Origin of the sequence: Pseudomonas sp. YH-1, assembly GCF_051990045.1 — a bacterium.
GTDB lineage: Bacteria > Pseudomonadota > Gammaproteobacteria > Pseudomonadales > Pseudomonadaceae > Pseudomonas > Pseudomonas nicosulfuronedens.
In genome coordinates, this window is sequence record NZ_CP178184.1 from 1,916,998 (window position 1) to 1,941,682 (window position 24,685).

25 protein-coding genes are annotated in these 24,685 nt (G+C 66.8%); 13 read left to right on the plus strand and 12 right to left on the minus strand.

Features of this window, described 5'->3' with window-relative positions; translation table 11 throughout:
- Nucleotides 1-179: 179 nt before the first annotated feature.
- Complete coding sequence (locus ACKI1H_RS09085) at nucleotides 180-1,232, minus strand: MBL fold metallo-hydrolase (RefSeq protein WP_440468200.1); 1,053 nt, start codon at nucleotides 1,230-1,232, stop codon at nucleotides 180-182.
- A gap of 151 nt (nucleotides 1,233-1,383) precedes the next feature.
- Here ACKI1H_RS09085 and ACKI1H_RS09090 point away from each other — a divergent pair, with 151 nt between their 5' ends.
- Entirely contained in the window at nucleotides 1,384-1,950 is a 567-nt protein-coding gene (locus ACKI1H_RS09090; protein ID WP_440468841.1) for a pseudouridine synthase, read from the plus strand.
- A gap of 21 nt (nucleotides 1,951-1,971) precedes the next feature.
- On the opposite strand, the gene ACKI1H_RS09095 is transcribed toward ACKI1H_RS09090, so the two are convergent.
- Nucleotides 1,972-2,175, minus strand: coding sequence for a DUF2788 domain-containing protein (locus ACKI1H_RS09095; RefSeq protein WP_015475469.1), 204 nt, complete (start codon nucleotides 2,173-2,175; stop codon nucleotides 1,972-1,974).
- Between the two features lie 348 nt (nucleotides 2,176-2,523).
- Nucleotides 2,524-3,003: an Lrp/AsnC family transcriptional regulator gene (locus ACKI1H_RS09100; RefSeq protein WP_138520145.1), complete on the minus strand. Its 480-nt coding sequence runs from the start codon at nucleotides 3,001-3,003 to the stop codon at nucleotides 2,524-2,526.
- A 438-nt stretch (nucleotides 3,004-3,441) separates the two neighbouring features.
- On the opposite strand from ACKI1H_RS09100, the gene ACKI1H_RS09105 reads away from it, so the two are divergent.
- Entirely contained in the window at nucleotides 3,442-4,587 is a 1,146-nt protein-coding gene (locus ACKI1H_RS09105; protein ID WP_440468201.1) for a DUF6515 family protein, read from the plus strand.
- 6 nt (nucleotides 4,588-4,593) lie between these two features.
- Here ACKI1H_RS09105 and ACKI1H_RS09110 read toward each other — a convergent pair whose 3' ends face one another.
- The 3 genes from ACKI1H_RS09110 to ACKI1H_RS09120 are packed head-to-tail and all read right to left on the minus strand — an operon-like array spanning nucleotide 4,594 to nucleotide 6,420.
- Nucleotides 4,594-5,490 carry a cation diffusion facilitator family transporter gene (locus ACKI1H_RS09110; protein WP_138520146.1) on the minus strand — a complete coding sequence of 299 codons (897 nt, stop codon included), beginning with the start codon at nucleotides 5,488-5,490 and terminating at the stop codon, nucleotides 4,594-4,596.
- Nucleotides 5,490-6,002: a DinB family protein gene (locus ACKI1H_RS09115; RefSeq protein WP_138520147.1), complete on the minus strand. Its 513-nt coding sequence runs from the start codon at nucleotides 6,000-6,002 to the stop codon at nucleotides 5,490-5,492. The genes ACKI1H_RS09110 and ACKI1H_RS09115 overlap by 1 nt, the downstream gene beginning before the upstream one ends.
- Nucleotide 6,003: 1 nt before the next feature.
- On the minus strand, nucleotides 6,004-6,420 hold the full coding sequence (locus ACKI1H_RS09120) for a polyribonucleotide nucleotidyltransferase (RefSeq protein ID WP_138520148.1): 417 nt from the start codon (nucleotides 6,418-6,420) through the stop codon (nucleotides 6,004-6,006).
- 194 nt (nucleotides 6,421-6,614) lie between these two features.
- Between ACKI1H_RS09120 and hrpB the strand changes: the two genes are divergently transcribed.
- A complete protein-coding gene (hrpB, locus tag ACKI1H_RS09125) occupies nucleotides 6,615-9,146 on the plus strand; it encodes an ATP-dependent helicase HrpB (protein ID WP_440468202.1) in 2,532 nt (843 codons plus the stop codon).
- 209 nt (nucleotides 9,147-9,355) lie between these two features.
- Here hrpB and ACKI1H_RS09130 read toward each other — a convergent pair whose 3' ends face one another.
- Both ACKI1H_RS09130 and ACKI1H_RS09135 read right to left on the minus strand, forming a co-directional pair.
- Nucleotides 9,356-10,120 (minus strand): substrate-binding periplasmic protein, encoded by a 765-nt coding sequence (locus tag ACKI1H_RS09130; protein ID WP_138520150.1) that lies wholly within the window; start codon nucleotides 10,118-10,120, stop codon nucleotides 9,356-9,358.
- Nucleotides 10,121-10,224: 104 nt separating this feature from the next.
- The gene (locus ACKI1H_RS09135) at nucleotides 10,225-11,307 is read right to left on the minus strand and encodes an endonuclease/exonuclease/phosphatase family protein (protein ID WP_138520151.1); all 1,083 of its coding nucleotides are present in this window, start codon (nucleotides 11,305-11,307) and stop codon (nucleotides 10,225-10,227) included.
- A gap of 153 nt (nucleotides 11,308-11,460) precedes the next feature.
- Between ACKI1H_RS09135 and ACKI1H_RS09140 the strand changes: the two genes are divergently transcribed.
- Nucleotides 11,461-12,297 carry an SDR family oxidoreductase gene (locus tag ACKI1H_RS09140; RefSeq protein WP_440468203.1) on the plus strand — a complete coding sequence of 279 codons (837 nt, stop codon included), beginning with the start codon at nucleotides 11,461-11,463 and terminating at the stop codon, nucleotides 12,295-12,297.
- Between the two features lie 31 nt (nucleotides 12,298-12,328).
- Here the strand turns inward: ACKI1H_RS09140 and ACKI1H_RS09145 are convergent, their stop codons facing one another.
- On the minus strand, nucleotides 12,329-12,760 hold the full coding sequence (locus ACKI1H_RS09145; protein WP_440468204.1) for a VOC family protein: 432 nt from the start codon (nucleotides 12,758-12,760) through the stop codon (nucleotides 12,329-12,331).
- Between the two features lie 88 nt (nucleotides 12,761-12,848).
- Nucleotides 12,849-13,499, minus strand: a complete 651-nt coding sequence (locus ACKI1H_RS09150; RefSeq protein WP_440468205.1) for a hypothetical protein — start codon at nucleotides 13,497-13,499, stop codon at nucleotides 12,849-12,851.
- A 157-nt stretch (nucleotides 13,500-13,656) separates the two neighbouring features.
- Here ACKI1H_RS09150 and ACKI1H_RS09155 point away from each other — a divergent pair, with 157 nt between their 5' ends.
- The 9 genes from ACKI1H_RS09155 to ACKI1H_RS09195 all read left to right on the plus strand — a co-directional run bounded on the left by ACKI1H_RS09155 (nucleotide 13,657) and on the right by ACKI1H_RS09195 (nucleotide 23,281).
- A complete protein-coding gene (locus tag ACKI1H_RS09155; RefSeq protein ID WP_138520155.1) occupies nucleotides 13,657-14,403 on the plus strand; it encodes a DUF2076 domain-containing protein in 747 nt (248 codons plus the stop codon).
- 93 nt (nucleotides 14,404-14,496) lie between these two features.
- Nucleotides 14,497-14,973 (plus strand): LabA-like NYN domain-containing protein, encoded by a 477-nt coding sequence (locus tag ACKI1H_RS09160; RefSeq protein WP_138520156.1) that lies wholly within the window; start codon nucleotides 14,497-14,499, stop codon nucleotides 14,971-14,973.
- 50 nt (nucleotides 14,974-15,023) lie between these two features.
- Nucleotides 15,024-16,406, plus strand: a complete 1,383-nt coding sequence (locus tag ACKI1H_RS09165; RefSeq protein ID WP_138520157.1) for a DEAD/DEAH box helicase — start codon at nucleotides 15,024-15,026, stop codon at nucleotides 16,404-16,406.
- Nucleotides 16,407-16,575: 169 nt separating this feature from the next.
- Entirely contained in the window at nucleotides 16,576-17,394 is an 819-nt protein-coding gene (locus ACKI1H_RS09170; protein WP_280054793.1) for a helix-turn-helix transcriptional regulator, read from the plus strand.
- Nucleotides 17,395-17,617: 223 nt separating this feature from the next.
- The gene (locus tag ACKI1H_RS09175; protein ID WP_440468206.1) at nucleotides 17,618-18,733 is read left to right on the plus strand and encodes an ABC transporter ATP-binding protein; all 1,116 of its coding nucleotides are present in this window, start codon (nucleotides 17,618-17,620) and stop codon (nucleotides 18,731-18,733) included.
- Nucleotides 18,734-18,783: 50 nt separating this feature from the next.
- Nucleotides 18,784-19,926, plus strand: a complete 1,143-nt coding sequence (locus ACKI1H_RS09180; RefSeq protein ID WP_138520160.1) for an ABC transporter substrate-binding protein — start codon at nucleotides 18,784-18,786, stop codon at nucleotides 19,924-19,926.
- A gap of 125 nt (nucleotides 19,927-20,051) precedes the next feature.
- Nucleotides 20,052-20,963, plus strand: coding sequence for an ABC transporter permease (locus ACKI1H_RS09185; RefSeq protein ID WP_440468207.1), 912 nt, complete (start codon nucleotides 20,052-20,054; stop codon nucleotides 20,961-20,963).
- A 1-nt stretch (nucleotide 20,964) separates the two neighbouring features.
- Nucleotides 20,965-21,783, plus strand: coding sequence for an ABC transporter permease (locus ACKI1H_RS09190; protein WP_440468208.1), 819 nt, complete (start codon nucleotides 20,965-20,967; stop codon nucleotides 21,781-21,783).
- Nucleotides 21,784-21,808: 25 nt separating this feature from the next.
- Complete coding sequence (locus tag ACKI1H_RS09195) at nucleotides 21,809-23,281, plus strand: aldehyde dehydrogenase family protein (RefSeq protein WP_440468209.1); 1,473 nt, start codon at nucleotides 21,809-21,811, stop codon at nucleotides 23,279-23,281.
- 277 nt (nucleotides 23,282-23,558) lie between these two features.
- Here ACKI1H_RS09195 and ACKI1H_RS09200 read toward each other — a convergent pair whose 3' ends face one another.
- Together ACKI1H_RS09200 and ACKI1H_RS09205 are read right to left on the minus strand one after the other, a co-directional pair.
- Nucleotides 23,559-23,927, minus strand: a complete 369-nt coding sequence (locus ACKI1H_RS09200) for a VOC family protein (protein WP_440468210.1) — start codon at nucleotides 23,925-23,927, stop codon at nucleotides 23,559-23,561.
- A 94-nt stretch (nucleotides 23,928-24,021) separates the two neighbouring features.
- Nucleotides 24,022-24,627, minus strand: coding sequence for a GNAT family N-acetyltransferase (locus ACKI1H_RS09205; RefSeq protein WP_440468211.1), 606 nt, complete (start codon nucleotides 24,625-24,627; stop codon nucleotides 24,022-24,024).
- Nucleotides 24,628-24,685: the final 58 nt, after the last annotated feature.

A 24,685-nucleotide genomic window follows, 5' to 3' on the forward strand; every position in this document is an offset into this window, starting at 1 on the left:
CGTAGGGCGAATAACGCGCCAGCGTTATCCGCCGAGAAGGGCCGGCGGACAACCTGTTCCAGGTTATGCGCCTACCGATCTGACGTTTTCTATAGGAGCGAGCTTGCTCGCGAACCGCCCAGCACCCAAGCCGCCGGAAGGCACGTTCGCGAGCAAGAGCGATGGCCTCCCCCTCGCTCCTACAGCGATGCGTCTGGCATAGGTGGGACGAGCCATTGTTCGCCCGGCTTCGGCGCGCGGAAACGCTCCGCCGCCACGCCTCGCTTCTGCAACGCCGCCGCCAGGTCGCTGACCGGCGTGAACTGCCCTTCGTCGCTCAGGCGGAAGGTGCCGAAGTGGATCGCCATGCTGCATTGTGAGTCGAGATGCTGGTGCGCTTGCACCGCATCGTCCGGGTTCATGTGGTGGTGGCGCATGAACCAGCGCGGTTCGTAGGCGCCGATGGGCAGGGCGGCGAAGCGCATGGGGCCGAAGCGCTCGTGCATCAGGCCGAACTCTTCGCCCAGCCCGGTATCGCCGGGGAACAGCAGCGGGCCATCCGGCGACTCCAGCACGAAGCCCATCCACAGCGTGCGGTTGGTGTCGCGCCGCGAGCGCGCCGACCAGTGCTGCGCCGGCACGCCGGTGAGCAGCATGCCCTCGGGCATCGGCAGGCTCTGCCACCAGTCCAGCTCGGCGATATCAGTGAAGCCGCAGGCGCGGATCAGCTCGCCATTGCCCAGGCCGGTCACCACCTTCGCGGACGGGAAGCGCCGGGCCAGTTCGCGCAGGCTGTGGATATCCAGGTGGTCGTAGTGGTTGTGGCTGACCAGGATCAGGTTGATCGGCGGCAGCTCGTCCAGCGCCAGGCCCGGCGGATGTACGCGCTTGGGGCCAACGAAGCTGAACGGGCTGGTGCGCTCGCACCAGAGCGGGTCGGTGAGGATATTCAGGCCGCGGTGCTGGATCAGCAGGGTGGCGTGGTTGATGTAGGTGACGCGCAGTTCGTCACTCTCGACGCGGGCTGGTGTCTCCGGGCGGGCATCCGGGCCGGGTTGGGCAATCCACTCTTGCTGGCGGCCGCGCTCACGCTGCCACTTGAGAAAGGCGCGCAGGCCGTTGTGCGGTTGGCGGTCGAGGTTGTGGAAGCGGCTACCGTCGAAATGTTCGGATTGCGGGCCGCGATAGCGGGCGCCGAGGCGACCGCTGAGGTTCTGCAAGGTGATCAGCCAGGTGGGGTGGCTCATGGGCATGCTCGTGCGTGCTCTTGCGATGAGGACTCGGCACAACCTAGCATGCCGGGCATTCGCCGTACCCCCAACCTCGGTTACCAGTCTTTTCGCCATGTCTCGTCCTCCGCGTCCCGCCAATCGTCGTCCCGCCAGCCGTCCCGCGCCTCGCCGTGTGGCCAAGGCGCCGCCGGCGCAACCGAAGCTGATCCTGCTGAACAAGCCGTTCGACGTGCTGACGCAATTCAACGACAGCGAGGGCCGCGCGACGTTGAAGAATTTCGTCGATGTGCCGGGCATCTACCCGGCGGGCCGCCTGGACCGCGACAGCGAAGGCTTGCTCCTGCTGACCAATGACGGTCGCTTGCAGGCGCGCATTGCCGACCCGAAGCACAAGCTGCCGAAGACCTATTGGGTGCAGGTGGAAGGCGAGCCGAGCGAAGAACAGCTCGATCAGCTGCGCAAGGGCGTGCAGCTCAATGATGGCCCGACCCTGCCGGCGGAGGCCCGGCGGCTGGAGGAGCCGCGGCTGTGGGAGCGCAACCCGCCGGTGCGTTTTCGCAAGTCGGTCCCGACGGCCTGGCTGGAGCTGGTGATCCGCGAAGGGCGCAACCGGCAGGTGCGGCGGATGACGGCGGCAGTCGGCCTGCCCACGCTGCGCCTGGTGCGCGTGCGCATCGGGCCGTGGCAGCTGGATGGGCTGCAGCCGGGGCAGTGGCGGGAAGTCAGCCCCGAGCTCTGAAACTCGGGGCGGGGGTGCGGGTCAGAAGCCGCCTTCGAGCCCGGCGACGACCACGGACTTGATCAGGAAGCCGAGCACGCCCAGGCCCAGAGCAAAGAACAGAACCATGGTGCCCATGCGGCCGGCCTTGGACTTCTTGGCGAGGTCCCAGACGATGAAGGCCATGAACAGGATCAGGCCGGTCACCAGGCCATACATCATCCAGTCTTCGAAACTTTCGTTCATTACAGCTCCTGCCCGGTGCGGAGGTTATCCGAGGGACGCCGGGGCGCGGTGGTGGTGAAGAAGGCGCGCATTATACGCATGCGGCGCTTTGTCGTTCAGAGCCGTTCATAAATTGAACAGTTCCTCCTGCGCGGCGGGTGCAATGCCGCAAAAGTTCGCGCCGAGGCACGGCTGGCGGGGAAATCTGCGGTATCGATTTCGTTCGGCGGGAGGCAGGGTGCGCCGCTGTGTCGCAGGGGCGCAGGTTGTAGGAGCGAGCTTGCTCGCGAAGCGCACGGCACCGGCGTGCCAGGAGGCCACGTTCGCGAGCAAGGGCTAGGCGCCCCCCTCGGTCCTGCAGAAAGCCGATCAGGCCCGCAGGTGATCCAGCGGCAACTCGGTGCTCGCCAGCACATTGCGCAGTACGAAGCTCGAGCGCACGCTGGTGACCCCTTCGATACGGGTCACGGTGCCGAGCAGGAAGTGCTGGTAGTGCTCCATGTCCGGCACCATGACCTTGAGCTGGTAGTCTGCGTCCATCCCGGTCACCAGGCTGCATTCCAGTACCTCGGGGCACTTGCCGATGATCTGCTGGAAGTGCTCGAAACGCTCCGGCGTATGACGGTCCATGCCGATCAGCACGAAGGCGGTGAGGCTCAGGCCGAGCTTCTTGCTGTCGAGCAGGGCGACCTGGCGGACGATGTAGCCGTCGTCCTCGAGCTGCTTCACCCGCCGCGAGCAGGGCGAGGGCGACAGGCCGATGCGTTCGGCCAGCTCCTGGTTGGAGATGCGTGCGTCGCGTTGCAGTTCGGCAAGAATGCGCAGGTCGTAGCGGTCCAGCTTGTCCATGAAAGCCTCGTTATTCTATTGAATTGCGCTTGTGGCGTAATTTTTAGGTATTTGTTGCTCAGGTGGTGCCTGTATGAGCAATCTTAGCAATCATTTCCTTGCCTTGTCGCTTTACTATTTCTCCCAGATTCACAGCCCGGACATCACGTCCCCTGCGATCCGCCCAATCAGGCGCTTCGCGGCCCGCCGACCCCACAGGATCGCGCCGGCCACCGGGCTACGCACTGCCCAGAAGGTGGAGCGAGGTGAGCCGGCGCCAACAGCGACGAGCAGGACGAGATTCCGGAAGGGAGGCTGACGAGTCTCCCTTTTTTCTTGCCCGCGATTTACCCCCCATCTTTACCCTGACTTTACCCAGCACCCTGCAATGGCGGCTTCGCGCCGTGGTCTATGGCAATGTCACATCACGGTTTCGGCCATTGCCGAAGTGAGGAATCCATGAAGTCGGGTCTCGGGCGGTTCGCCTCGTTCGCTGTGCTTTCTCTGGCCGTCGCGGCCCAGGCGCTGGCAGCCGACGGTCCCGATATGCAGGGCCGTCCGGCGGCAGGCGGCGGGCCGTCCCAGGGGGGGCCGCAGGGCAGCAATGGAGGCCAGGAGCGTGGTCGTCCACAGGGCAACAATGGCGGCCAGTGGCAGGGCCGTCCTCAGGGCGGCAATGGAGGCCAGGAGCACGGTCGTCCGCAGGGCAACAACGGTGGCCAGTGGCAGGGGCGCCCGCAGGGCAATAATGGTGGCCAGGACCACGGCCGTCCGCAGGGCAATACCGGCGGCCAGTGGCAGGGGCGTCCGCCGGGCAACAGTGGGGGCCAGGACCATGGCCGTCCACAGGGCAACAATGGCGACCAGTGGCAGGGCCATCCGCCGGGTAACAGTGGTGGCCAGGACCACGATCGTCCGCCGGGCAATAACGGCGGCCAATGGCAGGGTCGTCCGCCAGGCAACAACGGTGGGCAATGGCAAGGCCGCCCGCCGAACAACGACCACGACAGCACCGGCTGGCAGGGCGGCAATCGCCCGCCATCGGCCGGCTGGCAGGGTCGTCCGCCGCCCTCCCACGGCAACTGGGGCCCGCATCCGTCCTACTGGCGGCCGGGCTATGTGGTCAATTCCATGCCGAGCGGCCATTACCGCGTGCCTTATCGCGGCAGCGACTACTACTTCAACGATGGCTACTGGTACCGCCCTTACGGCTCACGCTATGTAGTGGTGACGCCACCTTATGGCGTGCGCGTACGCTATCTGCCGTCCTACGCCGAGCAGGTGTGGATCGGCAGCATCGGCTACTTCCTGGCCGCCGGTACCTACTACCTGTGGCAGGCCAGCTCGCAGGACTACGAAGTGGTGGAGCCGCCGCAGCAGGTGGCCAGCGTGGCGCAGTCGGCTTATGACGTGATCGCCTACCCGATGTACAACCAAGGCCCGGACCAGCAGGCCCGCGACCGCTACGAATGTCACCGCTGGGCCGCCGATCAGAGTGGCTTCGACCCGGCCCTGGCGAGCTATGCGCCCCCGGCCTACGTTGCCGACAACTACCGCCGCGCGCTGGGCGCCTGCCTGAGCGGACGCGGCTACAGCGTCAACTGATGCCCTCTAGCTGATGGTTTCCTTGCCTACCACTTCCTGCGGGTCGGCGTGCACCAGCACCTCGGCCCGCGGAAACTCCTTGTGGATCGCCAGCACCGCCTCGTCGCACAGATGATGCGCTTTCGACAGTGACAGCTCGCCGGGCAGCTCCAGGTGCAACTGGACGAACCAGTGCGTGCCGGAAATCCGCGTGCGCAAGTCATGGGCGCCGAGCACGCCGGGCACTTCGCGCACCAGTTCGAGCATGCGCGTGCTGACGTCCGGCGGCAGCTCCTCGTCCATCAGCACCGCGACCGATTCGCGGGCGATCTGGAAGGAGCTCCAGAGGATGTAGAACGCGATGCCCAGGCCGAAGATGGCGTCCATCTGCTGCCAGCCGAACTGCGCGAGGAGCAACGCCACCAGGATGCTGCTGTTGAGCAGCAGATCCGAGCGGTAGTGCAGGGAGTCGGCGCGGATGGCGTTGGAGCCGGTGATCTTCACCACGTAGCCCTGCACCATCAGCAGGCCAGCGGTGAGCACCAGCGACAGGACCATCACCGCAATGCCCCAGCCGACGGCTTCCACCGGTTCGGGGTGCTGCAGGCGGTCGATGGCCTGCGCGCCGACCAGTACGGCACTGACCGCGATGAACAGCGCCTGCGCCAGCCCCGACAGCGATTCCGCCTTGCCGTGGCCATAGCGGTGGTCGTCGTCCGCCGGGCGAATGGCGTAGTGCACCGCCAGCAGGTTGAGGAAGGACGCGGCGCCGTCGAGCAGCGAGTCGGTGAGGCCGGCGAGCAGACTGACCGACCCGCTGAGCCACCAGGCGATGGCCTTGGCGACGATCAGGGTGGTGGCGACGCCGAGCGACGCAAAGGTCGCCAGCCGCATCAGGTGGGCGTGGCTGGCGTGCTTGAGCATCAGGTGTCCAGGCGGTTGGGCAGGAAGTAGATGTAGTCCAGCAGCGGCGCCTTCTGGCCCAGCGTGGTGAGCGCAGCGCTCATCTGCCCGCGGTGGTGGGTGCCGTGGTTGACCAGGTGCTGGACGATGTTCGCCAGGCTCTGGCGGTGTTCCTGCCCGGCCATGTTGCGATAGTCCAGCTGGGTACCGAGGGTGGCGTCGCTCTGCTTGCTCAGCCACAGGCGCCAGGCACCGACGCCGTCATTGAGGAAATCGGCGAGACCGGCCCGATCAGGCGCGGCCTCGGCGTCGAGCCGTTCGAACTGCCAGGGCTCTCGCTGCACGCGGGCGAACCAGATGCGATCGACCACCGCGAGGTGGTTGAGGGTGCCGTGCAGGCTGCCGAAGAACAGCCCGCGCGGTGCGCGGTAGGCCTCTTCATCCAGGGGCGCGACGGCCTCCAGGATGCGTTCGTAGGCCCACTGGTGGTACGCCAGGAGTTGTTGCAGGTGTGAAGCGAGAGCGCCGTGCATATCAGGCCTCCGGGCGCAGGCCCAGGCTGGCGAGTTGTTGGAGGCTGCCGCTGCGCTGGAGCAGACGCGGGTCGTCCAGGGGCAGGCTGCGGCCGGTTTCACGCTCGAGGATCGCCTTGAGTTTAGCCTTGTCCACGGTGCCGTCTTCACTCACGGCATCCTTGAGCTTCTCCGGGGCGACCGAGTACTTCTCATCGGGCAGGTAGATCGCGCCGGTGGCGAAGTCTACGCCGAAGGCGATCAGGCCCGGGATGACGTAGAACAACAGGCCGACGGCATCCAGGGCGGCGACAGCCGGGTCGATGCGGCCGTCGATCTGGCCGCGACGATCAGGGTAGAACAGGGTGCCGCAGGCCGTCAGCTGGCTGAACAGGGCGGCGCTCAGAACTGCACAGGAGACTCGGGTGGCAAGACGCATGAAAAAACCTCCGGGAGGATGATGCGGACAACTATAACAACGAGTCTTGAACGGCTGCTGGCAGTTTCGCACTAGCCGGCGTTCTCGTTGCTTCTATTGACTGCCGAGTTGGCGCCGCGGTTCGCCCGCTATAATCGCCGCCCCCCGCGTAATCCGGGTTACCGCCTTATGAAATTCGAGTTCCAGGAGCCGGCATGAACGCCCTTCCCATCGACAGCGTCCTACCCGCCCTGCGCCAGGCCCTGGCCGCGCGCCACGAAGTGGTGCTGGAAGCGCCGCCCGGCGCCGGCAAGACCACCCGCGTGCCGCTGGCGCTGCTGGGCGAGGCGTGGCTGGACGGACAGTCGATCCTGATGCTGGAACCGCGCCGCCTGGCTGCCCGCGCCGCCGCCGAAAGACTGGCCACGGAACTGGGTGAAAAGGTCGGCGAGACCGTCGGCTACCGCATTCGCCTGGACAGCAGGGTGGGACCGAAGACGCGCATCGAGGTGGTCACTGAAGGCATCCTCGCCCGCCGCCTGCAGGACGACCCGGCGCTGGAGGGCGTGGGGCTGGTGATCTTCGATGAGTTCCACGAGCGCTCGCTGGATGCCGACCTCGCGCTGGCGCTGACCCTCAACGGTCGCGCGCTGCTACGCGACGAGCCGCCGCTCAAGGTACTGGTGATGTCCGCCACGCTGGAAGGCGAGCGCCTGTCTGCATTGCTCGACGATGCGCCGGTGGTGCGCAGCGAGGGCCGCATGTTCCCGGTGGGTATTCGCTGGGGCCGGCCTTGGCAGGCCGGCGAGCTCATCGAGCCGCGTGTGGTGCAGACAGTGCAACAGGCGCTGGCGGATGAGCCCGGCAGCCTGCTGGTGTTCCTCCCCGGCCAGGCGGAGATTCGTCGCGTCGCCGAACAATTGGGTGAGGCACTGGCCGGTCGTCCCGAAGTCCTCATCTGCCCGCTGCACGGCGACCTCGACCTCGACGCCCAGCGCGCCGCCATCGAGCCCGCACCGACGGGCAAGCGCAAGGTGGTGCTGGCGACCAACATTGCCGAGACCAGCCTGACCATCGACGGCGTGCGCGTTGTCGTGGATGCCGGGCTGGCGCGGGTGCCACGCTTCGATCCGGGCAGTGGCATGACCCGACTGGACACCCAGCGTATCTCCCGTGCCTCCGCCACCCAGCGCGCCGGCCGTGCCGGGCGCCTGGAACCGGGCGCCTGCTATCGCCTGTGGTCCGAGGCACAGCACGATCAACTGCCGGCTTACGGCACGGCGGAAATCCTCCAGGCCGACCTGGCTGGCCTGGCCCTGCAACTGGCGCGCTGGGGCGTCGCTCCGCAGGAACTGGCCTGGCTCGACCTGCCGCCCGCCGCCGCTTATGCCCAGGCCCAGGATTTGCTGGAGCGCCTTGGCGCGCTCGCTTCCCGTGTCGGTGGCGGCAGCCTCACGCCCCACGGCCAGGCCATGGCCGAAGTACCGGCGCACCCGCGTATCGCCCATCTGCTGCTGCGCGGCCATGCGTTGGGGCTGGGGCAGTTGGCCTGTGATCTGGCCGCCCTGCTGGGCGAGCGTGACATCCTGCGCGGCAACGATGCCGACCTGCATCATCGCATCGCTTTACTGGCCGGCGAGCAGAGCGGCCCGCGCGCCAGCCGGGGCGCGGTGCAACGTGTTCGCCAGCTGGCGCGGCAGTTCAAGGGCTACTTGCGCGGCCCGGCCCGCGAGCCGGTGGCCGACCCCGATCATCCGCGCTGGCTGGGCGGCCTGCTGGCCTTCGCCTACCCGGACCGCATCGCCCGACAGCGTCGCGCTGGCGGTGGCGAGTACCGCCTGGCCAACGGCCGCGCCGCGCTGTTCGGCGAGCCGGACGCGCTGATGAAAGAAGCCTGGCTGGTGATCGCCGACCTCGGCAGCCGCCAGGGCCAGCGCGAGGAGCGCATCTACCTGGCAGCGGCGCTGGAGCCGGCACTGTTCGAGACCATCCTCGCCGAACAGGTCAGCGTCCACGATGAGCTGGAGTGGGACGAGCGCGAAGGCGTGCTGCGCGCCGAGCGTCAGCGCAAGGTCGGCGAGCTGGTGCTGTCCACCGAGGCGCTGCCCAACCTCGACGCCGAGGCCCGCAGCCGTGCGCTGCTTGGGCTGGTGCGGCGCAAGGGACTGGAGCTGCTGCCGTGGACGCCGGAGCTGCGCCAGTGGCAGGCGCGCATTGCCTTGCTGCGCCGGCTCGATCTGGACGGCAAGGGCGAGAGCGAGTGGCCGGACGTCAGCGACGCCGCGCTGCTGGCTTCGCTGGAAGACTGGCTGCTGCCCTACCTTGGCAAGGTTTCGCGGCTGTCGCACTTCGCCAACCTGGAGCTGAGCGGGATTCTTCATGCGCTGCTGCCCTGGCCGTTGCCGCAAAGGCTGGACGAGTTGGCGCCGCGCACGCTGCAGGTGCCGTCCGGCTCGAATATCCGTCTGGACTACAGCGAGTTTCCGCCGGTGCTCGCCGTTCGCCTGCAGGAGCTGTTCGGCCTGGCCGATACGCCGCGCATCGCGGGTGGCCGGGTGGCGGTCAAGTTGCACCTGCTATCCCCGGCGCAGCGTCCGGTGCAGGTCACCCAGGACCTGGCCAACTTCTGGCGTAGCACCTATGCGGAAGTGAAGAAGGATCTGAAGGGCCGATACCCCAAGCACTATTGGCCGGACGATCCCTTGATCGCCGAGCCAACGGCACGGGCGAAGCCGCGCAAGGGATAGCTCGGGCGTGGAGCGTTCGCTCCGTAGGATGGCGTGGAGCGAAGCGATACCCATCGCTCGTGGGCGCGGCATTCCAGTCCCGTAGCGTAGAGTGCATTACGCGCCAGCGTTATCCGCTGCTTGATGGCAGGCGGATAACCTGCTCCAGGTTATGCGCCCTGCGGGTACGCCGGCGAATGGAAGACGGTCGCGCCTGTGCGAAACGCCGTTCAGGGCAATTTCATTTCGTAGCCCGCCGCCACCAGGTCGTCGTAGGCGCGGTCCAGCTGCGCGCGCAGACCTTCGGCGTCGGGAGCGTGGCGGGAGACGATGAGCTTGGTCGGCACGCTGTACAGGCTGTCGAAGGCCAGTGGCGCCATGTTCAGTTCCCGGCGTGCCTGCTCCACCGGGGTCTGGTAGTCGATCAGGTAATCGCCGCGGCCGCGTTCGAGCATCTGTAAGGCAGCAGCGTGGGTGCTGGTGCGATGGATTTCCAGTTGCAGCTTGGGGTCGGCCAGCATCTCGGTGATGGGGCGCCAATAGCTGTAGCCGCTGATGAGGATGACGCGGCTGCCGGTCAGCCCATCCGGTATTTTCGGAGAGTTTTGCGAGGGCATGCGGTAGAGGTTCAGCTCAACGTGACCGAGCACGCGCTCGCACTCCAGGGTGCTGTCGGCCAGCTCGACCTTGCCCGGTGCGCCGGCCCACAGCTGCACGCTGCCGTCCTGCAGGCCGAGGTACAGGCGGGCGCTGGGCAGCGGACGGAAGTCGGCGCGGTAACCGGCCTTGAGCAGGATGCGCCGGACCATCTCGGCGCCGCTGCCTCGGGTGCTGCCATCCGGGGCAGTGTAGGTATAGGGCGGGAATTCGTAGTAGCCCACGGTCAAGGCCGGCAGCGGGTGCGGCAGGCGGTCGGCCAGCGTGGGCCTGTCGACGGCGAGGGCGTTGAGGCAGAAGAGGGCGAGGATCAGCCCGGCGAGACGGCGCAAATGCATGGATGGCCTGGATGCTCGTTATCGTTTTTGTTCGAAGCGAGCCAAGCATGCGACTGCCACATCGCGCTTGTCCAGCCTCCACCGGCGGCGATGTGCCGCAGCGCTCAGTGAGGTAGCAGGAAGCGCGCGGATAGCGGCAGGTGGTTGGAGATGCGCAGGGTGTCGTGGCTGCGTACGCCGGCATCCAGGCGGTTCAGGCTGGTGCTGTGGAACAGGTAGTCGAGGGTGCGATCGGGCTTGTGCACGCGCGGGTCGTTGGGGAAGTGGGTGTACCACTTCTCCTGGTCGGCGCCGCTGGATTCCTCGACCGCCGGGACCACTGGGAAGCGCGCCGCCAGCAGGTTCAGTTCGCTGTTGGCGCGGTAGGGCTCGCGCAGCACTTCCGGCAGGTAGGGGTACTGGCCCAGCGGCAGCAGGCCGAGGTCGCCGCCGAGCAGCCAGGGGCGGCCGGCGGCCTGCAGGGTGTTCAGGTGGGCCTCGACGGCCTCGACCTGCCGCTGTGGGGTGTTGTCGCCGTTGGGGCGTTCCAGGCGCGTGTTGATCACGCTGAGCTGGCCACCGCCGCGAATCGGCAGGTCGCTCTGCAGCATCGCCGGCTGCGGGGCGAACAGGTGCAGCAGCGGGATGGATGAGCGCTGCGGCAGGGCGATGCGCTCGCCGCCGGTGATCTGGAAACGACTGAAGGTCACCAGCTTACGCCCGGCGCTGCCGAAAACATGGGGGTTCGGATCGAAGCGCGCTTTCCAGTCGAAGGCGGCGGTGGAGCAGGGGTAGAGGTCGGTCAGGCGATCGCCGATGAGCGCCTGCTGGTCCTGCTTGCCGGTGGCGGCGGCACCGTCGTCGACCTCCTGCAGCAGGACGATGTCCGGGGCCTCGTCGCGAATCACCCGCACCACTTCGTCGAGGCTGTAGGCGATGTCCTCGGGGCTGGGGCTGTCGTCGGGACCGGTGGTGTCGGGCAGGTCGTCCCAGAAGATGTAGCGCTTGCCGGCCAGGTACTGGACGTTCCAGGTCATCACCTTCAGCGCCTGCCCCGGCTGCAGTTGCGGCGCGGGTGCGCGGCACTGCGCGGCGACGCTTTCACGCTCGGCGGGGTGCCAGGCCAGCAGCCAGGCGGCGGCGGTGACGGCGAGCAGCAGGGCGATGAGCAGCACGAAGAGGAAGCGGTGGCGAAGCGAGAGGCTCATGGGTGACCAGGGGCTATGCTTGTTGGGTCCAGAGGATAGTGGTTGCGACTTTGTATTTCACCTCCGTGTTTGATGTGGGAATTATCCTGAAACCTTGTGAGATGTAGTTCGCAAGACGTCAACATCGCGCCCTGCGGGCTTCGGGAGACTGCCATGCCCCGCACACTCTTCTCCCATTCGACCTACCGGCGCAAGGTGGTGCTGGTCAGCGGCGGCTGTTCCGGTATCGGCCGCGCGCTGGTGCTGCGCTTTGCCCAGGCCGGCGCGCACCCGGTGATCCTCGACCTCGATCAGGCGGCGCTGGACAGCCTGGTGCAGCACTTGCGCGAGCACCTGAACGTCGAAGCCCTCGGCCTGCGCTGCGACATCGCCGACGCTGAGGCGGTGGAGCGTGCAGTAGCGCTTGCCGTCGAGCGCTTCGGCGGCATCGACGTGCTGGTGAACAACGCCGGCATCACCCACCGCAGCCTGTTCATCGAGACCGAGCTGGCGGTGTTCCGGCGGGTGATGGCAGTGAACTTCTATGGTGCGCTGCACTGCACCCAGGCGGCGCTGCCCAGCCTGCTGGCGCGGCACGGGCAGATCGTCGTGCTCAGTTCGCTGACCGGCTTCGCCCCGTTGCTTTACCGCAGCGCCTACAACGCCAGCAAGCACGCGCTGCACGGGCTGTTCGACACGCTGCGCATGGAGCTGGACGGCACCGGCGTGGCGATCACCCTGGCCTGCCCGGGCTTTACCGCCACCGATCTGCGCAAGAACGCCCTGGTGGGCGACGGCTCGGTGATTCGCCAGCCAGCCGTGGTGCTGGGCGCGGAAGTGGCCTCGCCGCGCGACGTGGCCGAGGCGATCTACCAGGGGGCCTTGCGTCGTCGGCGACTGCTGGTGCTGTCCAACGTCAATTGGCGTGCGCGCCTGCTGGCGCGGTTTTTCCCCCGGCTGTTCGAGAAGCTGCTGGTGCCGAAGATGTCGGGGCTCAGGCCGGGACATTAGCTTTTCTACAGATGAAGCCCCTTGCCACCCCTCAGTGGGAGTGGGTATCGAAACCTCCACCCGCCAGCGCCATGTCCCAGAACGACGCCTCGATCTTGTGCCCGTCCAGGTCACGGATGAAGCAGCCGTAGTAGGGGGCGCCGTAGAGCGGACGCGGACCGGGGGCGCCCTCGTCGGTGGCGCCAGCGGCAATCGCGGCGCGGTAGAAAGCGTCCACGTCCTCGCGGGAATTGGCCATGAAGCCGAAATGCGTGCCGTTGCCGACAGAGGCCGGGCGCCCGTCGATGGGCGTCTGCAGCCAGAACTCGGGGAACACCCGGCCGTAGGCCACGGCGCCGGGGTGTTCCATGATCGGCTGGCAGCCCAGGGCCGGCAGCACGGCGTCGTAGAACGCCTTGGCGCGGGGATAGTCGTTGGTGCCGATGGAAATGTGCGAAAGGCAGCTGGGCGGGAAGTCGCTCACGGCGAGTCTCCATACTCGGGGAAAGGAGACTCCAGCGTAGAACCCCGGCTCGTTGTGTGCCGGGGGATTTGTTGCGACTTGCTGCCGCTCAGGCGGCTTCGCGGCCGAGCAGGATGAAGATGCGGTAGGCGGCCACCGTCAGCAGCAGCTGGAAGAACCCGCTCAGCGAGTGCAGGACCACGCTCAGGACCGACGCGTCCTTGCCGGCCTCGGTGATCCAGCCCTCGGCGATCCACACCGGGGCGAGGATGGCCAGGGAGGTCATCAACAGCAGGAAGAAATGCCCGGTGGTCAGCGCGAAGCTCTCGCGCATCGCGTCGATGGGCGAACGGCCGCGCTGCACCAGGAGGAATTCGGCGAAGGCCAGCTTGATCATGACGAAGATGCCCGGCAGGACCATCAGGTACAGGCCGATCACGATCAGCAGCGAGGTGATTGCCGAGAGCAGGGCGAAGGCCGGCCACAGCCGCAGGGCTGCGCTCCACAGTTCGCGTACGCCCCGCTCGACGCCTTCGCCGGCGTCGATCATGTAGAGGATCAGGCTGGCGGTGTAGATCGGGTAGAACACCAGGCCCGCGGCCATGCCCCAGGGCGCGAAGTTCTGCGGGCCGGCGGCGACGTTGATCTGCTGCTGGACCAACGTCTCGATGACGATCCAGGGCAGGCACAGCGGCACCAGGATGCCGAGGTGACGGGAGAAGAAGAACCAGGTGTCGCGGAGGATGGAAAGGGGATTCATCAGTAACCCGATACTGTCCGAGGGCTTCGACTCTAACTTAAGCAAACCCTCAGCTGAAGACGCCAGAATTCTGCGATCGGAACTTGTTTTTTTGCGAGCCGATCCAATGTTGGAAAGGCAATGTTCTGCCGAACCACCCGCTCACTCGAGGTCTGCCTTGAATTCCGAAGAGCAATCCCTGATCGATGGTCTGTTCACCCGCCTGCGTGACGCCGAGGCGCAGACCGCGCCGCGCGACGTCGACGCCGAAGCACAGATCAACCGGCACCTGGTGCAACAGCCGGCTGCGCCGTACTACATGGCCCAGGCGATGCTGATCCAGGAAGCGGCGATCAAGCGCCTGGACCAGCGCGTCAAGGAGCTGGAAGCGCAGCAGGCCAGGGCGCAGGAACAGCGCCCGAGCAGCGGCGGCTTCCTCGCCGGGCTGTTCGGCGGCGGCCAGAGCCAGGATCCGCGCCCGGCGCAACCGCAGCAACGCCCGGATGGCTGGGGCCAGACGCGCTTCTCGCAACCCGGCGGCAATGCGGCTTACGCCAATACCCCTGCGAGCAGCAATCCGAACGACTTCAGACCTGCTCAGCCTGCGCAAGCCGCGCCCCAGGGCGGCGGCTTCCTGCGCGGTGCCCTGCAGACCGCTGCGGGCGTGGCCGGTGGCGTGATGGTGGCGAATGCGCTGACCAGCCTGTTCCACAGCAGCCAGCCCCAGGAGATCGTCGAGGTGATCCAGGAGCAGCCGGTACAGCCGGAGCCCTCGAGCTTCGATGACTCCCGAGGCGACGATTCCTTCGGGGGTGGCGACCGCTATGCCGACAACAACTTCAGCGACGCCAATTACGACGACGGCGGCAGCTTCGGTGACGACTCCGGCTTCTTCGGCGGTGACGACGGCGATATGTTCAGCTGAGCGCACGCCCAAGCTGACCCGCCCGCCGGGACTGGCGGGGGCGCGTCGCTGTGCCGATAATGCGCCCCCGCTGTTCGAGTCCCGGAGTCACCGTTGAAGACCATCGCCCTGTTCGCCGACGTGCAGAACCTCTACTACACCGTGCGTCAGGCCTACGGCTGCCACTTCAACTACGCTGCGCTGTGGGCCGAGCTGAGTGCCCAGGGCACTATCGTCCAGGCCTACGCCTATGCCATCGACCGTGGCGATGCCAGGCAGCAGCAGTTCCAGCAGATCCTGCGCAAGCTTGGCTTCACCGTGAAGCTCAAGCCCTACATCCAGCGCGCCGACGGTTCGGCCAAGGGTGACTGGGACGTGGGCATCACCATCGACATCCTCGACGCCGCGCCAAACGTGGACGAGATCGTCCTGGCTTCCGGCGACGGTGATTTCGACCTGCTGCTCGACCGCGTCCGTGCCGGCGGCACCGATGCCACTGCCTACGGCGTGCCGGGCCTTACCGCCCAGGCGCTGATCCGCGCGGCCAGCCGCTACGTGCCCGTCGAAGGCTCGCTGCTGCTGCGATCCTGACCCTTGCGGCTACAATGCCGCCCATTCCAAATCGTTTTTGCGAGCGCTCCATGACCTTCGCCTCCCTTGGCCTGATCGATCCCCTCCTGCACGCCCTCGACGGGCTCGGCTACCAGAATCCGACGGCGGTGCAGGCCCAGGCCATCCCTGCGGTGCTCAAGGGGCGCGACCTGCTGGCCGCCGCCCAGACCGGCACCGGCAAGACCGCCGGCTTCGCCCTGCCGCTGCTGCAGAGGCTGCTGCAGGAAGGCCCGCAGGTGGCCGCCAACTCGATCCGCGCCCTGGTACTGGTGCCGACCCGCGAGCTGGCCGAGCAGGTCCATGAGAGTGTCCGCGCCTACGGCCAGCATGTGCCGCTGCGCACCGCCGTGGCGTACGGCGGGGTCAGCATCAACCCGCAGATGATGAAGCTGCGCAAGGGTGTCGATGTACTGGTGGCGACGCCCGGCCGCCTGCTCGACCTGTATCGGCAGAACGCCCTGAAATTCACCCAGCTGCAGGTGCTGGTGCTGGACGAGGCCGACCGCATGCTCGACCTGGGCTTCGCCCGCGAGCTGGACGAAGTCTTCGCCGCGCTGCCCCGGCGCCGGCAGACCCTGCTGTTTTCCGCAACCTTCTCCGACGCCATTCGGCAGATGGCCCGCGAGCTGCTGCGTGACCCGCTGACCATCGACGTGGCGCCGCGCAATACGGCGGCAAAGACGGTGAAGCAGCACCTGGTCACCGTGGACAAGAAGCGCAAGGCTGAGCTGTTCCTGCACCTGCTGCGTGAGCAGGGCTGGCGCCAGGCGCTGGTGTTCGCCAAGACCCGCAAGGGCGTCGACGAGCTGGTCGACGTGCTGCACAAGCAAGGCATTCGCGCGGACTCGATCCACGGCGACAAGCCGCAGCCGACACGCCTGCGCGCGCTGGCGCGGTTCAAGGCCGGCGAAGTGGATTTCCTCGTCGCCACCGACGTCGCCGCGCGCGGCCTGGATATCGAGGAGATGCCGCTGGTGGTCAACTTCGACCTGCCCATCGTCCCCGAGGATTACGTGCACCGCATCGGCCGCACCGGTCGCGCTGGCGCCAGCGGTCAGGCGATCTCGCTGGTCTGCGCCGATGAAGTGCAGCAGCTGGCGGCCATCGAGACGCTGATCGGGCAACTGTTGCAGCGTCGTGAAGAGGATGGGTTCGAAGCCGAACACCGGGTGCCGCAGACCACGCTGGGCGGCCAGGTACTGAAGAAGCCGAAGAAGCCCAAGCAACCCAAGGTGCCCGAAGGCAAGCCGGGCAAGGTTCACCTCGGCTCGCTGCTGGATGACAAGCCGCAGGTCAAGGCGGTGCGCAAGGCCCCGGGCTTTGGCCTCGGTGGTAAACCGGCCGGCGGCAAGTCTCCCGCCGGCAAATCGCCTGCTGCAAAGCCGGGCGGCAAGGGCGGTCGTCGCCCCTGAGCCGATAAGGCGCGCGCCTGCTCCATCGCGGTGCGCGGCCTTGGGCTGAATCGGGGTTGTCTTCAGGCGCGGCGGGGCCTTGCGGGGTGTGGCGCAAAAGCTGCATTTCCGTGTGGAATCCCGAACGCCTATAGTGTGCCCATTGCGCACACAACAAGAACGACAGCCCATGCGCCACAAGGAACTCAAAGCCTGGACCGGCGGAGTCGCCCATCTGCTCCCGCTGGCCGCCGGTCGCCCGCGCCTGCTCGGCCTCAGCCAATGGCTGCAGCAGGTCTGCGCGGTGGATAACTTCGTGCTCTTCGTCTACGAAGGCAACCACCGACCACTGGACCTGTTCGACAGCTTCCCGGCGGACATCCGGCATGTCTACGTCGAGGACTACCAGGCCGGCCCGTACCTGCTCGATCCCTTCTACCTCGCCTGCACCCGCCACCAGGCGCCCGGCCTGTGGCGTTTGCGGCAGTTCGCGCCGGACCACTTCTACTTGGGCGAGTACTACCAGACGTATTACCAGCAGACCGGCCTGACCGAGGAGATCGCCTTCTTCATCGACCTTGCCGATGGCGCCACCGCCGTGCTCTCGCTGATGCGCAAGACCTCCAGCCCCGCCTACAGCCGTGACGAGATGCAACTGCTGGAGTGCGCGCGGCCGGTGGTCGAGCAGGTGGTACGCGAGGCCTGGGAGCTGCGCCGTGCGCAACCGCGCCCGGCACAGGACCTGGACTACCAGATCCGCGAGGCCTTCGACCAGTTCGGCGCCCAGCTGCTCACGCCCCGTGAGCAGGAGATCGTCCAGCTTCTGCTGCGTGGCCACTCCAGCGCTTCGGTGGCCGAGCAGCTGGATATCAGCCCCGGTACGGTGAAGATCCACCGCAAGAACATCTACGCCAAGCTCGGCATCGGCAGCCAGTCGGAGCTGCTCGGGCTGTTCATCCGTGAACTGGCGGGTCGCGATGCGGCGGGTGGGATGCTCGCGGCGGGTTGAGTGTTGGCAACCCGTAGGGCGAATAACCGTTCACGGTTATCCGCCGTTGTCTTTGGCTGCGATCCGCGCGGCGGATAACGCTTGGGGCGTTATGCGCCCTACGTCACTCGGTCCTGCGGGCCAGGCATTCAATCCCGCCATCTATCCCCCGAGGGATATATACACCCCGAAAGCCCCGTTGCTAGCTTGAGCCCCAACAAGAACAAAGTGGGAGCGCGCGGTGATGGAGAGCGGTCAGGACTTCGATATCGAATTCCGCAACGTGGTCAAGCGCTACGGCAGCGTGCCGGCGGTCAACGGGCTGAGCTTCCGGGTGAAGCGCGGCGCCTTCCATTCCTTCCTCGGCAGTTCGGGCTGCGGCAAGACCACCACCCTGCGGATGATCGCCGGCTTCGAGCAGCCCAGCGAAGGCGAAGTGTTGTTGGCCGGTAAGGCCGTGGCCGGGGTGCCGGCGCACCAGCGCGCAGTGAACATGGTGTTCCAGCACTACGCGTTGTTCCCGCACCTGACGGTGGCCGAGAACATCGCCTACGGCCTGCGCTACCGCACGCCGCGCCCGGACCGTACGCAGCAGCGCCGCATGGCCGACGAGGCGCTGGAGATGGTGCGCCTGTCCGGCTTCGGCATGCGCAAGCCCCACGAGCTTTCCGGTGGCCAGCAACAGCGCGTGGCGCTGGCCCGCGCGCTGGTCAACAAGCCCACCGTGCTGCTGCTCGACGAGCCCCTGGCGGCGCTGGATCGCAAGCTGCGCAAGGAGATGCAGTCCGAGTTGCTGCGTCTGCAGCGCGAGGTCGGCATCACCTTCGTGCTGGTCACCCATGACCAGGAAGAAGCGCTGTCGATGAGCGACAGCATCAGCATCATGAAGGACGGCCTGATCATCCAGACCGCCACCCCCGAGGCGCTCTACGAGACCCCGGCGAGCCGCTACGTGGCGGACTTCATCGGCGAGTCCAACCTCTTCTCCGGCACCGTGCGCCGACTTGATTCCGGCCGGGTGGTCCTGGGCACCCCGGCCGGGCTGGAACTGAGCAGCCCGCCGACGCCCACCGGCCCTGCGCTGGCGCCCCAGGCCGAGGGTTGCATCGCCGTGCGCCCCGAGCTGGTCGGCATCGCCGCCGCCGACTCGGAGCTGCAGCGCGAGGTGCGCCTGAAGGGCCGCGTCGAAGACCGTATCTACCTGGGCAACCTCACCGAGTACCGCGTGCGCACCGACGCCTTCGGCATCGTCTGCGTACGTGTGCCGCGCAAGGCAGGAGGCGAGGCCGAGGCCTTCGAGCACGGTGCGCCGGTACTGGTCGGCTGGAACCAGGCCAGCGGCCTGGCCATGGCCCTTTGAGTTCGACGATCCAACCATAACGACAATCAGCAGACAGGCGGGGAGTGACGATGGACAAGAAGAGCTTCATCAAGACGATGCGCAGCTGGGAAAACGGCTCCATCACGCGGCGCGATTTCCTCGGCAAGACCGGTCTCGGCCTGGCGATGGCGGTGGTCGCCGCCAACACCCCCGGCCTGCTGACCGGCAAGGCCTACGCGGCCGAGGGCAGCAACATCGGTGACCGCCTGGCGCTGGCCACCTGGCCGAACTACCACAGCCAGGAAAACTTCGACGCCTTCGCCAAGGCCACGGGCGCGCGCGTACAGATGAACGTGTTCGGCTCCAACGAGGAGATGCTCGCCAAGCTGCAGGCCGGCGGCAGCGGCTGGGACGTCTTCGTGCCGACCAACTACACGATCAGCACCTATGTGCAGCTCGGGCTAATCGAGCCGCTGGACCTCTCGCGCATTCCCAACTTCGACCCCAAGGCCTTCGAGGAGCGCTTCATGGCCCAGGGCACGGTGGACGGCAAGGTCTACGCGGTGCCGAAGAACTGGGGCACCACCGGCATCGTCTATGACGCCAGTCGTGTGAAGGGCAGCCCGGATTCCTGGAAGCAGTTCTGGGACCTCACGCTGACCAGCGCCTCGGGCCGCACCATCGTCCACGACTACCAGCTCACCGCCATCGGCAACGCGCTGAAGTATTACGGCTACAGCTTCAACTCGCTGGACCCGAAGGAACTGGCCGAGGCCGAGAAGCTGCTGATCCAGGCCAAGCCGCACCTGTTCGCGATCAACTCCGACATCCAGCCTTCAATGCGCAACGGCGACGCCTGGATGGCCATGGCCTGGACCGGCGATGCCTCGCAGCTGCACCGCGACAACCCGGACATGACCTTCGTGCTGGGCAAGGAGGGCGGCGAGATCTGGAGCGACTTCTTCGCCATTCCCAAGGGCGCCGAGCACAAGGATGCTGCCTACGCCTTCATCAACTACCTGCTCGACCCGCAGCACAACAAGCTGGAGGTGCTCTCCCACGGCTACCCGAGCGGGGACAAGCGCGTCGATGCGCTGCTCTCCAAGGAGATGCTCGACGATCCGATCATGTACCCGGCGGCCGAGCGTCTTTCGCCGCTGGAGTTCGGCGCCGCGGCGACCCTCACCAGCCCGGCGCGCGCCGAACTGATGGCGCGGTTCAAGGCCGCCTGACGGCCTCTTTGTAGGAGCGAGCTCGCTCGCGAACCCGCCCAGCCTCCGAGCTGACGGGAGAAGCGTTCGCGAGCAAGCTCGCTCCTACAGGGGAGCTGCGTAATTCCATGCGTAGGGAATCGAACATGAACATCGCTGTCAGCGCCCCGTTGCCGCAGACCCAGGCGACGCCCACGGTCTCGCGTGCGAAAAGCCTCGGCCGGCGCGTCACGCTCCTGCTGCTCCTGCCGTCCACCCTGTGGTTCCTGCTGCTTCTGCTGATGCCGCTGGTGATCATCCTGGTCTTCAGCTTCGGCGAACGCAGCGCCGTGGGCGGCTACGGCGGCGGGCTGACGCTGGAGAACTACCTGAACCTCGGTTCCCGCGCCCAGGCCTTCTGGAACACCCTGACCCTGGCGCCGCTGGGCACTCTCGCGTGCCTGCTGGCGGCCTACCCGCTGGCCTACTTCCTGGCGGTGAAGGTGCGGCGCAACAAGTCGCTGCTGCTGACCCTGGTGATCGTGCCGTTCTGGACCAGTTTCCTGATCCGCACCTACGCCTGGATCTTCATCCTCAGCGGCCGCGGCATCCCGGCGCTGCTGGAGAGCTTCGGCATCGCCGACGTGCGCCTGATCAACACGCCGTACGCGGTGCTGATCGGCATCGTCTACGGCTACCTGCCGCTGATGGTGTTCCCCATCTACGTGACCCTGGAAAAACTCGACAAGCGCCTGCTGGAAGCTTCCGGTGACCTCGGCGCGAGTGCCTTCGAGACCTTCCGCCGGATCACCCTGCCGCTGTCCGCGCCGGGGGTGATCACCGGGGTGATGCTGGTGTTCATCCTGCTCATGGGCGAGTTCCTGATCCCGGCGATCCTCGGCGGCGGCAAGGTGTTCTTCGTTGGCAACGCGCTGGTCGACCTGTTCCTGCAATCGCGCAACTGGCCCTTCGGCAGCGCGGTGGCGATGACCCTGGTGGCGATGATGCTGGTGATCATCGGCGTCTACCTGAAACTCGTGGCGCGCTACGGCGGCTCACGCAACGACGGAGTGCTCTGAGATGTGGCTGCGCAGTTACTCCACCTCGGTCTACCTGTTCCTCTACGCGCCCATCGCGCTGATCATGCTCTTCGCCTTCAACGCCGGGCGCAGCGGGCTGAGCTTCCAGTGCTGCTCGGTGCAGTGGTTCGGCCGTGCCTTCGGCAACCCATTCATCATGGAAGCGCTGGGCAACAGTGCGCTGATCGCCTTCTGCTCGGCGCTGATCGCCACACTGTTCGGCACCCTTGCGGTGTTCGGCCTGCAGCGCGTCGGCAAGCGCGTGCGCCTGCTGTTCGACGCGCTGACCTACTGCGCGATCATCGTGCCGGGCATCGTCATCGGCATTGCCACGCTGATCGCCTTCATCACTTTGTTCGACGTGGTGAACCCGCTGCTGGCGCTGCTGGACATCGGCCTGCCGAAACTCAAAATGGGCTTCGGTACCGTGGTGGCGGCGCACTCGCTGTTCACCATGGCGCTGGTGATGGTGATCGTCCGCACCCGCGTCGAGGCCATGGACAAGTCGTTGCTGGAAGCTTCCGCCGACCTCTATGCGCCGCCGCTGGACACCTTCCGGCGTGTGACCCTGCCGCAGATCGCCCCGGCGATCCTCGCCGGCTTCCTGCTGGCGTTCACCTTCAGCTTCGACGATTTCATCATCGCCTTCTTCGTTGCCGGCTCCGAGACCACGCTGCCGATCTACATCTTCTCGTCGATCCGCCGCGGCATCACGCCGGAGATCAACGCCATCTCCACGGTGATCATCTGCGCCTCGCTGGCGCTGCTGTTCACCTCCCGCTACCTGCAGAACCGCCGCACCGGCGTTCAGGCCGCCTGAGGGCCGACTTCAAGGAGACGCGAGCATGCGTGACCAGCTCTACATCAACGGGCAGTGGGTCAGGCCAGACCTGGGCGGTCGCTTCACCAGCTTCGACCCGGCCAACGGCCAGCCGCTGCGTGAAGTGCCGGCGGCCACCGAGGAAGACGTCGACCACGCCGTACGCGCGGCGCGTACCGCGTTCAATCGCGGCTGGGGGCAGAGCCGCGGCAGCGAACGCGCCGAATGGCTGGAAGCGCTGGCCGGCGAGCTGGAACGGAACCAGGATTCGCTGGCTGAACTGGAAGTGCGCGACAACGGCAAGCCGCTGCCCGAGGCGCAGTGGGACGTGGCCGACGCCATCGGCTGCTTCCGCTACTACGCCGAGCTGGCGCGGGAACTGGACGAGCGCCAGGACCAGGTTCTGGCGCTGCCCGACGAGCGCTTCCGCTGCCGCATCCGCCAGGAACCGGTGGGCGTGGCGGGGCAGATCATTCCCTGGAACTACCCGCTGCTGATGGCGGCCTGGAAGGTCGCGCCAGCCCTGGCGGCGGGTGCGACCTGCGTGCTCAAACCGTCCGAGCTGACACCGCTGAGCGCCCTGGAGCTGGCGGCCGCGGCGGACGCCGTGGGCCTGCCAGCGGGCGTACTCAATGTATTGCCCGGCCACGGCGCAGAGGCCGGCGGGCCGCTGAGCCAGCATCCGGGCGTGGACAAGCTGGCGTTCACCGGCAGCGTGCCGACCGGCTCGCGGATCATGTCGGCGGCAGCCCAGGACATCAAGAACGTCAGCCTGGAGCTGGGCGGCAAATCGGCCTTCATCGTCTTCGACGACAGCGATGTCGAGGCGGCGGTGGAGTGGATCCTGTTCGGTATTTTCTGGAACCAGGGGCAGGTATGCAGCGCCACCTCGCGCCTGCTGGTGCAGGAGGGCATCGCCCAGCGCCTGATCGAGCGGCTGGTGGAGGCGACCCGCGCCATCACCATTGGTGACGGCCTGCAGCCGGGCGTGCTGCTGGGGCCGCTGGTCAGCCAGGGACAGCACGAAAAGGTACTCGGTTTCGTCGAAAAAGGCCGCGCGGGCGGCGCCCGGCTGCTCACCGGCGGCAAACGTCCGGCGGGATTGAATGAGGGTTGGTTCATCGAGCCGGCGATCTTCGACGAACCGACCGAGGACGCGCTGATCTGGCGCGAGGAAATCTTCGGCCCGGTGCTCTGTGTGAAGCGCTTCAAGACCGAGGCCGAGGCCCTGCGCCTGGCCAACGACAGCCGCTTCGGCCTGGCAGGCGCGGTGATGTCGGGCGACCCGCAACGCGCCGCGCGGGTGGCCGACGGGCTGCGCGCGGGGATCGTCTGGGTCAACTGCTCGCAGCCCACCTTCACCCAGGCGCCCTGGGGTGGCATGAAGCAGAGTGGCATCGGCCGCGAGCTGGGCGTGTGGGGGCTGGAGAACTACCTGGAGGTGAAGCAGGTAACCGAGTATGTCTCCGATCAGCCCTGGGGCTGGTACCTGAAGTAGCGGCATCACTGTAGGAGCGATCTTGCTTACTCCCAGTCACCCGGGGGGTTCGGCCGGGCTTCGCCCCTCTCCCTAACCCTCTCCCTGAAGGGAGAGGGAACCGTTGGGCAGAGTCGGGTGTTCCGGAGTCAGCCGGCTAGCATAGGGTAGCCGGCTGAAATCTAATCTCGCTCGGCACGGACAAGCCCCCTCTCCCTTCAGGGAGAGGGCAGGGGAGAGGGATCGAGGGTCAACCCAGTACACTGCAGTACCCGACGAGCACCACCCGCGACACACCTCAGTCGAGGTTATGCCCGATCCGCCAGAGCACGCCGCTCGGGTCGTGCAGGGTGAAGTCGCGCATTTTCCACGGCTGGTCTTCCAGTGCACCGAGGCGCACGCCATAGCGCTCGGCGAGGCCGGAGTCGCGGACCTTCGCGTACCAGGCGTCGGCATCCTCCACCAGCAGGTGCAGCATCAGGTTCTCGGCGAATTCCTTGACGTAGTAGTTCTGCAGCAGGAAGGCGCAGTGGTCGCCATGGTGGAAGTAGGCGAGTTCCTCGGAGTTCCACGGCGAGAGGAATCCCAGGTCCTTGTAGAACTGTTGGGAGAGCGTGAAATCGCGGGCGGGGACGAAGACTTTCAGTTCAACGCTGGCAGTGCTCATGGGCAACCTTCCTGGTAAGTCGTGAGCAGGCTTTTCGACGGTGCCCTCAACGCGGGCCGGCCGCCTCTGGTGGGCGGCTGGCCGCGAGTCTAGCTCAGAGCTGGCGCTGCATGTAGCGGTGGCTGGAAACGCCCGGCAGGGTCGAGACGCGCTCTACCTGCACGCTGAAACCCAGGCGTTCATAGAGCGCCTGGGCCTTGGGGTTGGCCACCGAAACGTCCAGCGCCGCCATGGGCAGGTTGGCGTCGCGACCCATTTGCAGGAAGTGATCGATCAGCTGGCTGCCCAGGCCTTCGCCGCGCAGCGTCGGCGTGACGCCCAGATGCGCGAGGTACAGCGTCCGGCGCGGCGGCGGGCAGATGATCTTCTCCAGTTGCAGGCCACGGCGTATCACCCCCGCCGATCCCAGTCCGAAGTAGCCGAGGATCTGCCGCGTAGCCGCCAGTAGGTAGCCCAGGTTCGCCTCGCCGCCGAACACCGTGCCGGCCGCCACCACCTGGCCGTCCTGTTCGCCGACCCAGTGCTGGCGCCAGCCGAACTGCCCGTTGCCCTGCACGAAGGCGTAGCGCAGGAAGTCCTGGGCGCTGTGGCGGCCAGTGCGGGCGAAGGCATAGTCGAAGGCATCGGGGCCGGAGCTGTAGATCAGCGGGATGGCGGCGTCGACATCATTGGGGCGGGCGCGGCGAAAGGTCAGCGGCATGCAGGCGACTCCTGGGTGGGAGTCGAGAATCTAGCACTGTCGTTCCATAAAGTGCAGC

Coding starts and splice junctions, on each gene's coding strand:
- ACKI1H_RS09085 (WP_440468200.1), bottom strand. CDS start 1,232: ATGCCCATGAGCCACCCCACCTGGCTGATCACCTTGCAGAACCTCAGC.
- ACKI1H_RS09095 (WP_015475469.1), bottom strand. CDS start 2,175: ATGAACGAAAGTTTCGAAGACTGGATGATGTATGGCCTGGTGACCGGC.
- ACKI1H_RS09100 (WP_138520145.1), bottom strand. CDS start 3,003: ATGGACAAGCTGGACCGCTACGACCTGCGCATTCTTGCCGAACTGCAA.
- ACKI1H_RS09105 (WP_440468201.1), top strand. CDS start 3,442: ATGAAGTCGGGTCTCGGGCGGTTCGCCTCGTTCGCTGTGCTTTCTCTG.
- ACKI1H_RS09110 (WP_138520146.1), bottom strand. CDS start 5,490: ATGCTCAAGCACGCCAGCCACGCCCACCTGATGCGGCTGGCGACCTTT.
- ACKI1H_RS09115 (WP_138520147.1), bottom strand. CDS start 6,002: ATGCACGGCGCTCTCGCTTCACACCTGCAACAACTCCTGGCGTACCAC.
- ACKI1H_RS09120 (WP_138520148.1), bottom strand. CDS start 6,420: ATGCGTCTTGCCACCCGAGTCTCCTGTGCAGTTCTGAGCGCCGCCCTG.
- hrpB (WP_440468202.1), top strand. CDS start 6,615: ATGAACGCCCTTCCCATCGACAGCGTCCTACCCGCCCTGCGCCAGGCC.
- ACKI1H_RS09130 (WP_138520150.1), bottom strand. CDS start 10,120: ATGCATTTGCGCCGTCTCGCCGGGCTGATCCTCGCCCTCTTCTGCCTC.
- ACKI1H_RS09135 (WP_138520151.1), bottom strand. CDS start 11,307: ATGAGCCTCTCGCTTCGCCACCGCTTCCTCTTCGTGCTGCTCATCGCC.
- ACKI1H_RS09140 (WP_440468203.1), top strand. CDS start 11,461: ATGCCCCGCACACTCTTCTCCCATTCGACCTACCGGCGCAAGGTGGTG.
- ACKI1H_RS09150 (WP_440468205.1), bottom strand. CDS start 13,499: ATGAATCCCCTTTCCATCCTCCGCGACACCTGGTTCTTCTTCTCCCGT.
- ACKI1H_RS09165 (WP_138520157.1), top strand. CDS start 15,024: ATGACCTTCGCCTCCCTTGGCCTGATCGATCCCCTCCTGCACGCCCTC.
- ACKI1H_RS09170 (WP_280054793.1), top strand. CDS start 16,576: ATGCGCCACAAGGAACTCAAAGCCTGGACCGGCGGAGTCGCCCATCTG.
- ACKI1H_RS09175 (WP_440468206.1), top strand. CDS start 17,618: ATGGAGAGCGGTCAGGACTTCGATATCGAATTCCGCAACGTGGTCAAG.
- ACKI1H_RS09180 (WP_138520160.1), top strand. CDS start 18,784: ATGGACAAGAAGAGCTTCATCAAGACGATGCGCAGCTGGGAAAACGGC.
- ACKI1H_RS09185 (WP_440468207.1), top strand. CDS start 20,052: ATGAACATCGCTGTCAGCGCCCCGTTGCCGCAGACCCAGGCGACGCCC.
- ACKI1H_RS09190 (WP_440468208.1), top strand. CDS start 20,965: ATGTGGCTGCGCAGTTACTCCACCTCGGTCTACCTGTTCCTCTACGCG.
- ACKI1H_RS09195 (WP_440468209.1), top strand. CDS start 21,809: ATGCGTGACCAGCTCTACATCAACGGGCAGTGGGTCAGGCCAGACCTG.
- ACKI1H_RS09200 (WP_440468210.1), bottom strand. CDS start 23,927: ATGAGCACTGCCAGCGTTGAACTGAAAGTCTTCGTCCCCGCCCGCGAT.
- ACKI1H_RS09205 (WP_440468211.1), bottom strand. CDS start 24,627: ATGCCGCTGACCTTTCGCCGCGCCCGCCCCAATGATGTCGACGCCGCC.